We start from the raw sequence: 15,269 nt of genomic DNA on the forward strand, positions 1-15,269 counted from the left end.
CACACGAGGTTCATCCATGCACGACACCCACAACGAGCGCATGAGCGGCAGCGAAACCCGTGCAGCCAGCGGCCTGGCCCTGGTCTTTGCCTTTCGTATGCTGGGCATGTTCATGGTCCTGCCGGTGCTGGCCACCTATGGCATGGACCTGGCCGGCGCCACCCCCGCGCTGATCGGCCTGGCCATCGGCGCCTACGGCCTGACCCAGGCGGTGCTGCAGATCCCGTTCGGCATGGTGTCCGACCGCATCGGCCGGCGCCCGGTGATCTACCTGGGCCTGGTGATCTTTGCCCTGGGCAGCGTACTGGCGGCGCAGGCCGACTCGATCTGGGGCGTGATCGCCGGGCGCATCCTGCAGGGCGCAGGCGCTATCTCTGCTGCAGTCATGGCGCTGCTGTCGGACTTGACCCGCGAACAGCACCGCACCAAGGCCATGGCCATGATCGGCATGAGCATCGGCCTTTCGTTCGCTGTGGCCATGGTGGTCGGGCCACTGCTGACAAGTGCCTTTGGTTTGTCAGGATTGTTCCTGGCTACTGCAGGACTTGCCCTGGTCGGTATCGCCCTGATCGCCTTCGTGGTGCCCAGTGCCCACCAGGTGCTGCAGCACCGCGAGTCCGGCGTGGCGCGTCAGGCCCTTGGCCCGACCCTGCGCAATCCGGACCTCCTGCGCCTGGACATCAGCATCTTCGTGCTGCACGCCGTCCTCATGGCCAGCTTCGTGGCGCTGCCCCTGGCGTTCGTCGAGCGTGGCGGGCTGCCAAAGGAACAGCACTGGTGGGTGTACCTGACCGCGCTGCTGGTTTCATTTTTTGCAATGGTCCCCTTCATCATCTACGGCGAGAAGAAGCGCAAGATGAAACGCGTGCTGGCCGGCGCGGTCAGTGTGCTGTTGCTGACAGAGGTATACTTCTGGGAGTGGGCTGACGGTTTGCGCGGACTGGTAATCGGCACCGTGGTATTCTTCACCGCATTCAACCTGTTGGAAGCTTCGCTGCCTTCGTTGGTGAGCAAGGTGTCGCCTGCCGGTGGCAAGGGGACGGCGATGGGGGTGTATTCCACCAGCCAGTTCCTCGGTGCGGCGCTGGGTGGCATCCTCGGAGGCTGGTTGTTCCAGCACGGCGGGCTGGATACGGTGTTCCTCGGTTGCGCGGTGCTGTGTGCCATCTGGCTGGTCGTCGCCTTGGGCATGAACGAGCCACCGTATGTGACCAGCCTGCGCATGCCGCTGACGCCCGAAGCAGTCCGTGAAGCCGGCCTGACCGAGCGTCTGCTGGCCGTGCCGGGTGTGACCGACGCTGTTGTGGTGGCAGAAGAAGCCGCCATCTATATCAAACTGGATACGAAAATTTTGGACCGTGCGACCCTCGAGCGTCTGGTAAACCCAGCCTCAGCGGCGTGCGAAGCCTAGGAGAACGTTATGGCCCGTGGGGTTAACAAAGTCATTCTGGTCGGTACCTGCGGTCAGGATCCCGAAGTCCGCTACCTGCCCAACGGTAACGCCGTGACCAACCTGAGCCTGGCCACCAGCGAGCAGTGGACCGACAAGCAGTCGGGCCAGAAGGTCGAGCGTACCGAATGGCACCGTGTGTCGCTGTTCGGCAAGGTCGCTGAAATTGCCGGTGAGTACCTGCGCAAAGGTTCGCAGTGCTATATCGAAGGCAAGCTGCAGACCCGCGAGTGGGAAAAAGACGGCATCAAGCGCTACACCACCGAGATCATCGTCGACATCAACGGCACCATGCAGCTGCTCGGTGGCCGTCCGCAAAATCAACAGGGTGGCGGCGACCAGTACAACCAGGGTGGCGGCAACTACGGTGGCGGCCAGCAGCAACAGTACAACCAGGCCCCGCCGCGCCAGCAGGCCCAGCGCCCGCAACAGGCCCCGCAGCGCCCGGCCCCGCAACAGCCGGCCCCGCAGCCAGCCGCTGACTTCGACAGCTTCGACGACGATATTCCGTTCTGATCGAAGCGCTCGGCGTACGCCAAGCCAAAAACCCAGGGCCTTCGCCCTGGGTTTTTTTATGGTTCTTCACGGAATCCCGGGAAAGACAGAAACAAGAACGCCGGTTTGATGGATGATGTTCGTGCGAGCAAACACATCTACAAACCGGCGTTCTTGTGCACGATATTAATACGTTTCTGCCCTTCTGGGAGGGCTTTTCTGTCACTGCGATCAGGCCTGATGGCGATGACCTGCTGATCGACCTGATTCCGCAGCCCACCCGATTCCCCACTTGCAGCGGCTGTCATCAGTCCAGCACCACCATCCACGAATACTGCCAGCGCTCAATCCGTGACCTACCCATTCTTGGCCGTGCAGTGCGGTTGAATGTTGAACTGCGGCGCGTCGGGTGCAGGGCATGCGGCAAGCGAATGGAGTCAGTCCGTTGGCTTGATCGCTATTCGCGGATGACCAAGCGCTTGGCCGAGGCGGTGATCCAGTCTTGCCAAAGACTGCCCACCCTGCACGTCGCCGAGCTGTTTGGTTTGCATTGGGACAGCGTGCGCTTACTGGAGCGACGGGCGCTACAACACGCACTGGAAAATCTACCGAAGGCCCAGCCCAGGCGCTTGGTGATGGATGAGTTCGCTCTGTTCAAAGGGCATCGCTATGCCAGCGTGGTTCTGGATGCTGATACCCGCCGGGTGCTGTGGATTGGCGAGGGGCGTAGCCGAGCTGCTGTCAGACCCTTTTTTGAAGAGCTGGGGCCGGAGGGCTGTGCACGGATCGAAGCAGTGGCAATGGACATGAACACCGCATTTGACCTGGAGGTACGCCAACATTGCCCGCAGGCACGCGTGGTCTATGACCTGTTTCATGTGGTCGCTAAGTATGGGCGAGAGGTAATTGACCGGGTGCGGGTCGATGAGGCCAACCGCTTGCGCCATGACAAACCCGCCCGCAAGGTGATCAAGCAAGCGCGGTGGCTCCTGCTGCGTAATCCAGAAAATCTCAAGCGAGAAGATCAGCAGGTACATCTGCAGGATCTGCTAGCAGCTAACCAATCGCTGATGACGGTTTATCTGATGAAGGCAGAGCTCAAAGCCCTGTGGTCACCCACCACCGCCTGGGGCTGGCGATCAGCCTGGAAGCAGTGGCTACGCCTAGCTGATGAAAGCGCGATACCGGCATTGAAGCAGTTCGCTAAACGCCTGAAGGGATACTGGCGCGGCATCCTGAGTAGGGTGCGGTGGCCGATGCACACGGGTCAGTTGGAAGGTATCAACAACCGGATCAAGGTGATCAAGCGGATGGCTTACGGCTACCGGGACAGCGAGTTCTTTTTCATGAAGATCAAGAATGACTTTTCCGGCAATCCGTGAAGAACCTTTTTTATGCCTGCTTGCTTGAGGTTGATGCGATCTCTGCGGCAACTGTCTTGCTGAATATCTAAACGCCAGCGCGATTCCTGTGGGAAGCGGCCTTGCCGGGGCGCCGTCCGGTCGAGATGGGCTGCGCAGCAGCCCCAGGATTCGAGAATCATGCAAGATTGCCGGGGCTGCTTTGCAGCCCATCGCGACACAAGGCCGCTTCTCACATGTATTGCATAAGTCTCAGGCCTGCGCTGCACCTGTAGGAGCCGGCTTGCCGGCGGCTACAGGCCTCAATGCAACCGGTTCCGCGCAATCTCGATATCGTTCATCAACGCCTTGGCCAGCCCGCTCAAAAAGTCCGCCGCCCCCAGCAACTTGTGGTCATCCTCCGCATCTCCCTCACTCACCAGATGCTTGATATAGCCCAGCAGCACCGACACCTGCTCGTAAGCATCCTCGATGGCAATAACGGGCTCCACGCGCAAAAGCTTCACTGGCGGGCTGCCGACTTCCAGAAAGGTGGCGACCCCGGCGGTCAGGATGCCTGTTGTTTGTTCGCTCATTCCCGGCCTCCTTCCGCGCATCCGGCATTCATGCGGGCCAAGGCATGCTCGGCCAGCGCAATCGCCGAGTCGGCCGCATGAGCGGCGTTCACCAGAATGTTCAATCGGGGTTCGCCGGCATGCAGGCGGCAGTGTTCGTCGATGGCTTCGGATACGCCGCGCATCAGCTCGCTGGCGTGGGCGATGGCATCAGGGGCGGGGAGGGTGGGCAGGACGGAAAACAGGGGCGTGTGACGGGGTGGGTCAGGTACGAGCTTTTTCATGGCAGATAACCTTTGATCGTCTAAGGAAACCGCCACTTCGACCTTTCTCACGGATCAGGGTGGCAGCCGTGCGCGGGGTGAGAAAACCGAGGATCAAAGGCACAACCCGGCCAGGCCGAAGCCTGCCCGCGCACGACCGCCATAACGACGTCACCGATGATCCTTCGGGTTTCTCACACCCGGTCGCCTGAGCGACCCGGAAACGTTATCTGTGAGGCATTTCCCGGACAACGCCGAAGGTTCAGCAGCGCGCGTAGGATAGTTCTGAATAGTCCAGCCCCTGAAGCATTTGGTTTCAGGTTCAGAAATCTCTTACGCCAGACGCTCCCCTGTAGGAGCTTGCCGGCGATCATCGGCGTAGCCGGTGCCAGATTGAATACGTTCCCTGTGGGAAGCGGCCTTGTGTCGCGATGGGCTGCGTAGCAGCCCCGGCAATTCTGCATGAAGCCGAGACCTTGGGGCCGCTTCGCGCCCCATCGCGATACAAGGCCGCTTCCCACAGGGGTCGCGGTGTATCTGCAAGACCAGTTCTCTGCGCGACAGCGCAGTCCGAAAGGCCTGGGTGATCTCCTACAGGTCTCAGCACGCTCCCTTGACCCAAGTCATCGCACTTCCCGGTTTCTTGGCTAGTCTTAACAGTTGGCGGTATCCGCATACCGCCACCGTGAAGTCACAGAGGCACCGGCCACGCGCCAGGCGCCCGAAACCTGATCAGGAGTGCACGATGGACCTCAACCGTCGGCAATTCTTCAAGGTCGCCGCCGTCGGCCTTGGAGGCTCGAGCCTTGCGGCGCTGGGCATGGCCCCTGCGCCGGCGTTCGCCGAGCAGGTGCGCCACTTCAAGCTGGCGCACACCAAGGAAACCCGCAACACCTGCCCCTACTGCTCGGTCGGCTGCGGCCTGATCCTGTACAGCCAGGGCGATGCGGGCAAAAACGTCAAACAGAACATCATCCACATCGAAGGCGACGCCGACCACCCGGTCAACCGCGGCACCTTGTGCCCGAAAGGCGCAGGCCTTTTGGACTTTATCCACAGCCCCAACCGCCTCAAGTACCCCGAAGTGCGCAAGGCCGGCAGCAACGAGTGGACGCGTGTCAGCTGGGACGAAGCCCTCGACCGCGTAGCGGACCTGATGAAGAAGGACCGCGACGCCAACTTCATCGAGAAGAACGCCCAGGGCCAAACCGTCAACCGCTGGCTCACCACCGGTTTTCTCGCAGCCTCCGCGGCATCGAGCGAAGCAGGCTACCTGACCCACAAGGTCGTCCGTGCAACCGGTATGCTGGGGTTCGATAACCAGGCGCGTGTCTGACACGGCCCGACGGTGGCAAGTCTTGCCCCGACGTATGGCCGTGGCGCGATGACCAATCACTGGTCTGACATCGCCAATGCAAACCTGGTCCTGGTGATGGGCGGCAACGCCGCTGAAGCGCACCCGTGCGGCTTCAAGTGGGTGACCGAAGCCAAGGCGCACAACAAGGCGCGGCTGATCGTGGTCGACCCGCGGTTCACCCGTACCGCCTCGGTGGCCGACTACTACGCACCGATTCGCACCGGTACCGACATCGCCTTCATGGGCGGGCTGATCAACTACCTGCTGAGCACCGACAAGATCCAGCACGAGTACGTGCGCAACTACACCGACGTGTCGTTCATCGTCAAAGAAAACTATGGCTTCGAAGACGGGCTGTTCAGCGGATACGACGAGGCCAAGCGCGTGTATGCCGACAAGTCCGGCTGGGGCTACGAGCTGGGCGAGGACGGCTACGCCAAGGTCGACCCGACCCTGCAGCACCCGCGCTGCGTGTTCCAGCTGATGAAGCAGCACTACAGCCGCTACACCCCGGAGCTGGCCAGCATGACCTGCGGCATGCCGCAGGAACAAATGATGAAGGTGTGGGAAGAGATCGCCACTTGCTCGGCACCGGGCAAGACCATGACGATCCTCTACGCCCTCGGCTGGACCCAGCACTCCATCGGCGCGCAGATCATCCGCAGCGCCGCCATGGTGCAACTGCTGCTGGGCAACGTCGGCATGCCCGGTGGCGGGGTCAACGCCCTGCGCGGTCACTCCAACATCCAGGGCCTGACCGATCTTGGCCTGCTGTCCAACTCGCTGCCCGGCTACCTGACCCTGGCCGGCGACGCCGAGCAGGATTACGCCGCCTACATCGACAAGCGCGCCTCCAAGCCGCTGCGCCCGGGGCAGCTGTCGTACTGGCAGAACTACGGCAAGTTCCACGTCAGCCTGATGAAGGCCTGGTACGGCGCCAACGCTACCGCCGAGAACAACTGGGGCTATGACTGGCTGCCCAAGCTCGACGTGCCGGCCTACGACGTGCTGCGCATGTTCGAGATGATGGGCCAGGGCAAGGTCAACGGCTACATCTGCCAGGGCTTCAACCCGATCGCCGCGCTGCCGGACAAAAACCGCGTCACCGCGGCCCTGGCCAAGCTCAAGTGGCTGGTGATCATGGACCCGCTGGCCACCGAAACCTCCGAGTTCTGGCGCAACGCAGGCCCGTTCAACGACGTCGACACGGCCAACATCCAGACCGAAGTCATCCGCCTGCCCACCACCTGCTTTGCCGAAGAGGACGGCTCGCTGGTCAACAGCAGCCGCTGGCTGCAGTGGCACTGGAAGGGAGCCGACGGCCCGGGCGAAACCCGCACCGACGTGCAGATCATGAGCGAGCTGTTCCTGCGCCTGCGCCACCGCTACAAGGCAGAGGGCGGCGCCTACGCCGACCCGCTGTTCAACATCAGCTGGCCGTACAAGATCGCGGAAGAACCTTCACCCGAAGAGCTGGCCAAGGAGATGAACGGCTGGGCAGTCACCGACCTCACCGACGCCACCGGCGCCACCCTCAAGGCCGGCCAGCAACTGGCCGGCTTCGGCCAGATGAAGGACGACGGCAGCACCGCCTCCGGCTGCTGGATCTTCGCCGGCAGCTGGACCGAGCAGGGCAACCAGATGGCCCGGCGCGACAACAGCGACCCGTATGGCATGCACCAGGTGCAGAACTGGGCCTGGGCCTGGCCGGCCAACCGCCGCATCCTCTACAACCGCGCCTCCAGCGACCCCCAGGGCAAGCCCTGGGACCCGGAGAAAAAGCGCCTGGTGTGGTGGAACGGCAAGGCCTGGGCCGGTACCGACGTGCCCGACTTCAAGGTCGACTCGCCGCCCGAGGCGGGGATGAACCCGTTCATCATGAACCCCGAAGGCGTGGCGCGCTTCTTCGCCATCGACAAGATGGCCGAAGGCCCGTTCCCCGAGCACTACGAGCCGTTCGAGACGCCGATCGGCATCAACCCCCTGCACCCGCAGAACAAGAAGGCCACCAGCAACCCCGCCGGGCGCATCTTCGATTCGGTGTGGGACACCCTCGGCACCCATGACGAGTTCCCCTATGCGGCGACCACCTACCGCCTGACCGAGCACTTCCACTTCTGGAGCAAGCACTGCCGCCTCAACGCCATCGCCCAGCCCGAGCAGTTCGTCGAAATCGGCGAGGTGCTGGCCAATGAGAAGGGCATCAAGGCCGGCGACCGGGTGCGGGTGTCGAGCAAGCGCGGGCACATCGACGCGGTGGCGGTGGTGACCAAGCGGATTCGCCCGCTCAAGGTCAACAACCAGACCGTCCACCAGATCGGCATTCCGCTGCACTGGGGCTTCACCGGCACCACCCGGCACGGCTACCTGACCAACACCCTGGTGCCGTTCCTCGGTGACGGCAACACCCAGACGCCGGAGTCCAAGTCGTTCCTCGTCAAAGTGGAGAAACTCTGATGGCCAGCCAAGACATCATCGCCCGCTCGGCCACCACCACCGTACCGCCCTCGGTACGCCAGCAGGAGGAAGTCGCCAAGCTGATCGACACCACCAAGTGCATCGGCTGCAAGGCCTGCCAGGTGGCGTGCTCGGAGTGGAACGAACTGCGTGACGAGGTCGGCCACAACCACGGCACCTACGACAACCCCCAGGACCTGTCTGCCGAAACCTGGACCCTGATGCGCTTCACCGAACACGAGCGCGACGACGGCAACCTGGAGTGGCTGATCCGCAAGGACGGCTGCATGCACTGCGCCGAGCCTGGCTGCCTGAAGGCCTGCCCCAGCCCCGGGGCAATCATCAAGCACGCCAACGGCATCGTCGACTTCAACCAGGACCACTGCATCGGCTGCGGCTACTGCATCACCGGCTGCCCGTTCAACATCCCGCGCATCTCGCAGAAGGACCACAAGGCGTACAAGTGCACCCTGTGTTCCGACCGCGTGAGCGTGGGCCTGGAGCCGGCCTGCGTGAAAACCTGCCCCACCGGGGCCATCGTCTTCGGCACCAAGGAGCAGATGAAGGTGCACGCTGACGAACGCATCGTCGACCTGAAATCCCGCGGCTACGACAACGCCGGGCTGTACGACCCCGACGGCGTCGGCGGTACCCACGTGATGTACGTGCTGCACCACGCCGACACTCCACGGCTGTATGCGGGCCTGCCGGACACACCAGTGATCAGCCCGCTGGTGGGGCTGTGGAAGGGCTTCACCAAGCCGCTGGCGCTGCTGGCCATGGGCGCGGCGGTGCTGGCCGGGTTCTTCCACTATGTGCGGGTCGGCCCGCAGCGGGTGGAGGAGGACGAGCACCCCACGCCGCCCGACGCCACGGTGCACCAGGTGGATCCTGCGGTGCATGTCTATGACCCGACCAAGCCCGGCGGGCAAGGGGAGCAGCGGCCATGAACGACAACAAACCCATCCTGCGCTACAACGCCAACGAACGGACCAACCACTGGGTCGTCGCCATCCTGTTCGTGCTGGCCGGGCTGTCGGGGCTGGCGCTGTTCCACCCGGCGCTGTTCTGGCTCAGCCACCTGTTCGGCGGCGGGCCATGGACGCGTATCCTGCACCCGTTCATTGGCGTTGGCATGTTCGTGTTCTTCCTCGGCCTGGTGTTGCGCTTCTGGCGAGCCAACTTCATCACCGCCAACGACCGCCTGTGGCTGCGGCGCATCGACCGGGTGATGCTGAACAAGGAAGAGGGCGTGCCGCCGATCGGCAAGTACAACGCCGGGCAGAAGCTGCTGTTCTGGACCCTGCTGGCGTGCATGCTGGTGCTGCTGGTCAGCGGCGTGGTGATCTGGCGGGCGTACTTCAGCCACTGGTTCGGCATCGACGTCATTCGCCTGTCGGCCCTGCTGCATGCACTGGCGGCGTTCGTGCTGATCCTGAGCATCATCGTGCACATCTACGCCGGCATCTGGATCAAGGGCTCGATCGGCGCCATGCTGCATGGCTGGGTCAGCCGCGCCTGGGCACGCAAGCATCATGAGCTCTGGTACCGCGATGTGACCGGCGACAAAGCGCCCCACAACCACGGTTCAAAAGAAGGATGACCGTTTGAGCACCATTCTCGAACCCGGGCAGATCGAAGCCTCGGCGGTGATGCCGCCGTTCCTGCACCTGCCCCCCGCCAACCTGTTCGAGCTGCGCGCCGCGCGCCTGCAGCACCTGGCCGAAGGCAACGCCCTCGGCGACTACCTGCGGCTGGTGGCGCGCTTGTGCCGTATCCAGCAGCAGCTTGTGGATAACCCGCCTGGCGGCCTGCCGGTGGCCGAAGAGCGCCAGCGCCTGTGCATAAGTCATGGCCTGCCGCCACTGGCGGCGGACAGCCTGGTGCGCGAAGGGCCGTGGCTGGTGTGGCTGACGGCCTTGCTCGAGCACTTTCAGGCAGAGCCTGCAGGCCCCTTGGCCGATGCGCTGATCACCTTGCGCAACAGTGACGACGCCCAGCGCAAAGGCTGTGCCATTGCCTTGCTTGGCGGCCAGTACGATGCCGTGCCGGCCGCGCTGGTGCCGTTCCTTGGCGCTGCCTTGCAGGCCGCCTGGTCCAGCTGGCTGCTGGCGCTACCGCAAGCTGAGCTGGGGCCCGCCGGCAGCCTGGCCCAGTGCCCGGCCTGCGGCTCGCCGGCCATGGCCGGGGTGGTGCGCAACCGCGGCAAGCACAACGGCCTGCGTTACCTTGCCTGTTCGTTGTGCGCCTGCGAATGGCACGTGGTGCGGGTCAAGTGCGTGTACTGCGAGTCGAGCAAGGACTTGCGCTACACAAGCCTGGACGACGACCGCCACGCACCGGGCAAGGCGCCGCTGCGCGCCGAGTGCTGCCCCGGGTGCCAGGGTTACCTCAAGCAGAGCTACCTGGAAAACGACGCCGCCGCCGAGCCCCTGGCCGACGACCTGGCCAGCCTGGCCCTGGACATGCGCCTGGACGAGGAGGGCTGGCACCGCCTGGCGCCGAACCTGCTGCTGGCGCCTGGTTAGAGGTGGCTACACTGCAATACCGAGTCGCCCTTTTCGCGGGCACGCCCGCTCCCACAGGTACTGCACAGGCCCCAAACCCTGCGCGGCCTCTGTGGGAGCGGGCTTGCCCGCGAAGAGGCCGGAACAGACAACGGATCAGTCAAGGTCGTACCGAATGTCCTCAAGCCCCGCCTGCACCCCACGCCTGCCCTCCATCGACACCCTGCTGCGCCACCCGGCCTGCCAGCCGCTGCTCGACCGCCACGGCCGCGACGCCACCCTGGCCACCCTGCGCCAGCTGCTCGACGACCTGCGTGACCCCGCCCGCAACGGCCAGCTAAGCCCCGCAGAGCTGGCCAATGAGGTGCTGCTCGGCCGCGCCGGCGAACGCCTGGCCATGCAACAGCGCAGCCAGGTGCGCCGGGTATTCAACCTCACCGGCACCGTGCTGCACACCAACCTCGGCCGCGCCCTGCTGCCCGAAGAAGCCGTGCAGGCCATGCAAACCGCCGCCCGCTACCCGCTGAACCTTGAATTCGACCTGGCCACCGGCAAGCGCGGCGATCGCGATGACCTTATCGAAGGCCTGATCCGCGAACTGACAGGCGCCGAAGCCGTCACCGTGGTCAACAACAACGCCGCTGCTGTGTTGCTGGCGCTCAACAGCCTGGGCGCACGCAAAGAGGGCATCATCAGCCGCGGCGAATTGATCGAGATCGGCGGCGCTTTTCGCATCCCCGACATCATGGCCCGGGCCGGGGTGAAGCTGCACGAGATCGGTACCACCAACCGTACCCATGCCCGTGACTACGAGGCTGCCATCAACCCGCGCACCGGCCTGCTGATGCGCGTGCACTGCAGCAACTACAGCATCCAGGGTTTCACCCACCAGGTGCCTACTGCGGAGCTGGCGCGCATAGCCCAGCAGCACGGGTTGCCCCTGCTCGAAGACCTCGGCAGCGGCAGCCTGCTCGACCTCACCCGCTGGGGCCTGCCGGCCGAGCCCACGGTGCGCCAGGCCCTGGCCGACGGCGCCGATATCGTCACCTTCAGTGGCGACAAGCTGCTCGGCGGCCCCCAGGCCGGGATCATCGTCGGGCGCAAGGAGCTGATCGGCAAAATCAAGAAGAACCCGCTCAAGCGCGCCCTGCGGGTGGACAAAATCACTCTCGCCGCACTGGAGGCGGTGCTGGCGCTGTACCGCAACCCCGACCGCCTGGCCGAGCGCCTGCCCAGCCTGCGCCTGCTCACTCGCAGCCAGGCCGAGATCCAGGCCCAGGCCGAACGCCTGGCCCCCGAGCTCAAGGCCCACCTGGGCGAGCAGTGGGCGGTCAGCGTCGAGCCGGCCCTGGGCATGATCGGCAGCGGCAGCCAGCCGGTGGCGCGCCTGCCCAGCGCCGCCCTGTGCCTGCGCCCGCAGGTGTCGAAGAAGCTGCGCGGGCGCAGCCTGCATGTACTGGAGCGCGCCCTGCGCAGCCTGCCGGTACCGGTGCTCGGGCGCATCGACGACGACGCCCTGTGGCTCGACCTGCGCCAGCTCGACGACGAGGCGCAGTGGCTTGCGCAACTGCCCGCGTTGCAACTGGGGCCGGTGCAGTGATCGTCGGCACCGCCGGCCATATCGACCATGGCAAGACCGCGCTGCTGCAGGCCCTGACCGGCCAGGCCGGCGATACCCGCCAGGAAGAGCGCGCCCGCGGCATGACCATCGACCTCGGCTACCGCTACGCGGCCCTGGCCGAAGGCGCGCCGCTGACCGGCTTCATCGACGTGCCCGGGCACGAGCGGTTTATCCACAACATGCTGGCCGGCGCCCACGGCATCGACCTGGTACTGCTGGTGGTGGCGGCCGATGACGGGGTGATGCCGCAGACCCGCGAGCACCTGGCGATCATCGAGCTGCTGGGCATTCCCCAGGCGCTGGTCGCCATCAGCAAGTGCGACCGTGTGGAGCCCGCGCGGCTGGCCGAGGTGCAAGCACAAGTTACCGAGCTGCTGGCGCCCGGGCCCTATGCCGGGGCCGCGCAGTATCCGCTGTCGAGCATCAGCGGGGAGGGGGTCGATGCCCTGCGCCGGTCGCTGCTGGCGGCTGAGAAGCAGGTCGGCCAACGCCATGTCGGCGGCGGTTTTCGCCTGGCGGTGGACAGGGCCTTCGCGGTGTCTGGCGCCGGCATCGTAGTCACCGGCACGGCCCTGGCCGGGCAGGTCAGTGCCGGTGACACGCTGCTGCTGGGCAAGGCCGGCAAGCCCGTGCGGGTACGCGGCCTGCACGCGCAGAACCAGGCCGCGCTGGTGGCCCAGGCCGGGCAGCGGGTGGCGCTGAACATCAGCGGTGAGCGCCTGACTGTGGAGCAGGTGCACCGTGGCGACTGGCTGCTGCCGGCCTGGCTGCATGCGCCGAGCCAGCGGGTGGATATCGAGCTGTCGTTGCTGGCGGGTGAAACCCGCACCTTCGAACACTTCAGCGCCGTGCACGTGCACCTCGGTACCCAGGACGTCACCGCCCGGGTCGCCTTGCTCGAAGGCGAGCAGTTGCAGGCCGGGCAGCGCATGTTCGCCCAGTTGCTGCTCAACGCGCCGCTGCAGGCGGTGCACGGCGACCGCCTGGTGCTGCGCGACCAGCGTGCCCAGCGCACCCTGGGCGGCGGCCGGGTACTCGACCCGTTCGCCCCCAGCCGCCAGCGGCGTGCCGAGGCGCGCTTGCGCCAGTTGCAGGTATTGCGTGACGCCGACGGCCTCGAGCAGGCCCTGCCGGCGCTGCTGGAAACCGCCCCCGGTGGGCTCGACCCGCAGCGCCTGGAGCGCCAGTTCAACCGCGTGCGCGACACCTGGCAGTTGCCGGGCGATGTGCAGGTGGTCGCCACCCGCCAGGGCCCGCTGCTGTTCGCCCTGGCGCAGTGGCAAGCCCTCAGGCAGCAGGTGTTGGGCAAGCTGGCGCAGTTTCACGAACAGGAGCCCGACCAGCTTGGTCCGGACCGCGACCGACTGCGCCGCTATTGCGCGCTGGCGCTGGAGCGCCCGGCGTTCGTCAGCTTGCTTGATGAGTTGTTGGGGGAGGGCGCGATCGGCAGCAGCGGCCCCTGGCTGCACCTGCCAGACCACAAGGTGCAATTGAGCGACACCGACCGTGCGCTGTGGGAGCGCCTGTTACCGCGGTTGTTGGCAGGTGCCTTCGACCCGCCCTGGGTACGCAGCCTGGCCAGTGACGAGGCAGTGGGGGAGGCGGATGTGCGCCTGCTGCTGCGCAAGCTGGCGCGGCTGGGGTTGGTGCACCAGGTGGTGCGCGACCTGTTCTACCCGGAGGCGACCATCATCCGCATGGCAGGGCTGCTGTTGCAGCAGGCGGCGGTTTCGCCGATAGTGCAGGTGGCTGCGTTTCGCGACTGCCTGGGCATTGGCCGCAAGCGTAGCGTGCAGATTCTCGAATACTTCGACCGTCTGGGCCTGACCCGCAGGGTCGGTGACCAGCGTCACATCCGTATAGACAGCGCCCTGGCCCAGCAGCAGGCCAGGCCCTGAGTTCCAAGGAAGGCAATCGCGCCCGGTGGCGCGGCCGGGCTTCAAACCCGGTTGGGGACGGCAGCCGTTCCCGGGCAGGTTCGACTCCCGCTGCCTTCCGCCATTTTTCCAGCGCACAATGAATCGCGGGGCAAGCCCGCTCCCACAGTGATCGACACGTGGGAGCGGGCTTGCCCCGCGATGGCGGTTTGAAGGCGTGCGTTTAAGCCCGCTCCCCACACAAATCCAAGCCAAACCACTGCTCAGCGGCATCGGCATCCAACCCCGCCCCCAACAGCGCGAACAACTTGCCCAGCGCCGCCTCACGGGTCATGCCACCACCACTGACCAGCCCGGTATCGCGCAGCCGGCTACCGGCAGCATAGGTGTCGAACACCACCGAACCTTCCGCGCACTGGCTGATGGCGACGATCACCACTCCACGCTGGCGCGCCCCGTGCAGGGCATCCAGCAGCGCCTGGTCGTCCGACGGCCCGGTGCCGCTGCCGTAGCATTCCAGCACCAAGCCCTGGATGCCGCTGGCCAACAGCCCGTTCAGGTGCTCGGCCGCAAGCCCTGGGAACACTGGCAGCACCGCCAGCTTCACCGGCTGGCGCACCTGGCGGTAGCTCAGCACCGCCGGCAGTTCAGCAGCCCGCTCGCCTTCGCGGTGACGGGCCGGGGCGGTAAAGGCATCGAACGCTTCGCTGCGCAGCTTGGAGGCGCGGCAGCCATGCAGCAACTGGCCATGGAAGTACAGCTGCACGCCGTCGGCCAGGCCCTGTTCGAACTGGCGCAGGGCGCCCACCAGGTTGTCCCAGGCGTCGCTGTCCGGTGCGCCGGCCGGCAGCATCGAGCCGGTCAGCACTACCGGCACCGGCAGGCCCAGCAGCAGGAACGACAGCGCCGCAGCGCTGTAGGCCAGGGTGTCGGTACCGTGCAGCACCAGCACACCGTCGTGGCCGCCGTGCACCACGGCGTCGACGATGGCATCGCGCATCGCCAGCCAGTTGGCTTGTTGCATGTTGGCGCTGTCGATCAGCGGGTTGAGTTCGCGCAGCTGCCATTGCAGTTGGGGTGCATCGCTGCACTGGGCCAGGTGTTCACGCATGCGCGCATCGAAACCACCGGCCGGCGCCAGGCCTTGCGGGGTTTCCAGCATGCCGATGGTGCCACCGGTGTAGAGGACGAGGAGATTCTTGACTGCACGCATGGAAGCATTCCGAAGCGATGTCAGGCCCTGTCGCAGCGTATGCCCGAGGCGACGGGTAACCCTGCAGGAGCCGGCTTGCCGGCGATAGGGCCCGAAGACGAAGAAAGAGTCAGC

The 15,269-nt window shown here is 65.4% G+C and carries 12 protein-coding genes and 1 tRNA gene; 10 read left to right on the plus strand and 3 right to left on the minus strand.

What is annotated here, in order from left to right; all coding sequences use genetic code 11:
* The first annotated feature begins 16 nt into the window (after positions 1-16).
* The 3 genes from KSS93_RS05880 (at position 17) to KSS93_RS05890 (ending at position 3,327) form a co-directional block, all read left to right on the plus strand.
* Entirely contained in the window at positions 17-1,411 is a 1,395-nt protein-coding gene (locus tag KSS93_RS05880; RefSeq protein ID WP_217887507.1) for an MFS transporter, read from the plus strand.
* A gap of 9 nt (positions 1,412-1,420) precedes the next feature.
* Entirely contained in the window at positions 1,421-1,966 is a 546-nt protein-coding gene (locus KSS93_RS05885; protein ID WP_217887508.1) for a single-stranded DNA-binding protein, read from the plus strand.
* Positions 1,967-2,121: 155 nt separating this feature from the next.
* On the plus strand, positions 2,122-3,327 hold the full coding sequence (locus tag KSS93_RS05890) for an ISL3 family transposase (protein WP_217887509.1): 1,206 nt from the start codon (positions 2,122-2,124) through the stop codon (positions 3,325-3,327).
* A 281-nt stretch (positions 3,328-3,608) separates the two neighbouring features.
* On the opposite strand, the gene KSS93_RS05895 is transcribed toward KSS93_RS05890, so the two are convergent.
* Complete coding sequence (locus tag KSS93_RS05895; RefSeq protein ID WP_217887510.1) at positions 3,609-3,881, minus strand: DUF3077 domain-containing protein; 273 nt, start codon at positions 3,879-3,881, stop codon at positions 3,609-3,611.
* Entirely contained in the window at positions 3,878-4,144 is a 267-nt protein-coding gene (locus KSS93_RS05900; RefSeq protein ID WP_217887511.1) for a hypothetical protein, read from the minus strand. The genes KSS93_RS05895 and KSS93_RS05900 overlap by 4 nt, the downstream gene beginning before the upstream one ends.
* 724 nt (positions 4,145-4,868) lie before the next feature.
* Between KSS93_RS05900 and fdnG the strand changes: the two genes are divergently transcribed.
* The 7 genes from fdnG to KSS93_RS05935 all read left to right on the plus strand — a co-directional run bounded on the left by fdnG (position 4,869) and on the right by KSS93_RS05935 (position 14,066).
* Positions 4,869-7,937, plus strand: a complete 3,069-nt coding sequence (gene fdnG / locus KSS93_RS05905) for a formate dehydrogenase-N subunit alpha (RefSeq protein WP_217887512.1) — start codon at positions 4,869-4,871, stop codon at positions 7,935-7,937.
* Positions 7,937-8,887: a formate dehydrogenase subunit beta gene (gene fdxH / locus KSS93_RS05910; RefSeq protein ID WP_217887513.1), complete on the plus strand. Its 951-nt coding sequence runs from the start codon at positions 7,937-7,939 to the stop codon at positions 8,885-8,887. The genes fdnG and fdxH overlap by 1 nt, the downstream gene beginning before the upstream one ends.
* Complete coding sequence (locus KSS93_RS05915) at positions 8,884-9,540, plus strand: formate dehydrogenase subunit gamma (RefSeq protein WP_217887514.1); 657 nt, start codon at positions 8,884-8,886, stop codon at positions 9,538-9,540. Before fdxH ends, KSS93_RS05915 begins: the two co-directional genes overlap by 4 nt.
* Before the next feature lie 4 nt (positions 9,541-9,544).
* Complete coding sequence (fdhE, locus tag KSS93_RS05920) at positions 9,545-10,465, plus strand: formate dehydrogenase accessory protein FdhE (RefSeq protein ID WP_217887515.1); 921 nt, start codon at positions 9,545-9,547, stop codon at positions 10,463-10,465.
* A 154-nt stretch (positions 10,466-10,619) separates the two neighbouring features.
* Positions 10,620-12,044, plus strand: coding sequence for an L-seryl-tRNA(Sec) selenium transferase (gene selA, locus KSS93_RS05925; RefSeq protein ID WP_217887516.1), 1,425 nt, complete (start codon positions 10,620-10,622; stop codon positions 12,042-12,044).
* Positions 12,041-13,963, plus strand: coding sequence for a selenocysteine-specific translation elongation factor (gene selB / locus KSS93_RS05930; protein WP_217888685.1), 1,923 nt, complete (start codon positions 12,041-12,043; stop codon positions 13,961-13,963). The genes selA and selB overlap by 4 nt, the downstream gene beginning before the upstream one ends.
* Before the next feature lie 7 nt (positions 13,964-13,970).
* A tRNA-Sec gene (locus KSS93_RS05935) sits at positions 13,971-14,066 on the plus strand.
* Between the two features lie 99 nt (positions 14,067-14,165).
* Here KSS93_RS05935 and KSS93_RS05940 read toward each other — a convergent pair.
* Positions 14,166-15,155: an asparaginase gene (locus KSS93_RS05940; protein WP_217887517.1), complete on the minus strand. Its 990-nt coding sequence runs from the start codon at positions 15,153-15,155 to the stop codon at positions 14,166-14,168.
* Between the last annotated feature and the right edge of the window lie 114 nt (positions 15,156-15,269).

Origin of the sequence: Pseudomonas xanthosomatis (genome assembly GCF_019139835.1) — a bacterium.
Classification (GTDB): domain Bacteria; phylum Pseudomonadota; class Gammaproteobacteria; order Pseudomonadales; family Pseudomonadaceae; genus Aquipseudomonas; species Aquipseudomonas fakonensis.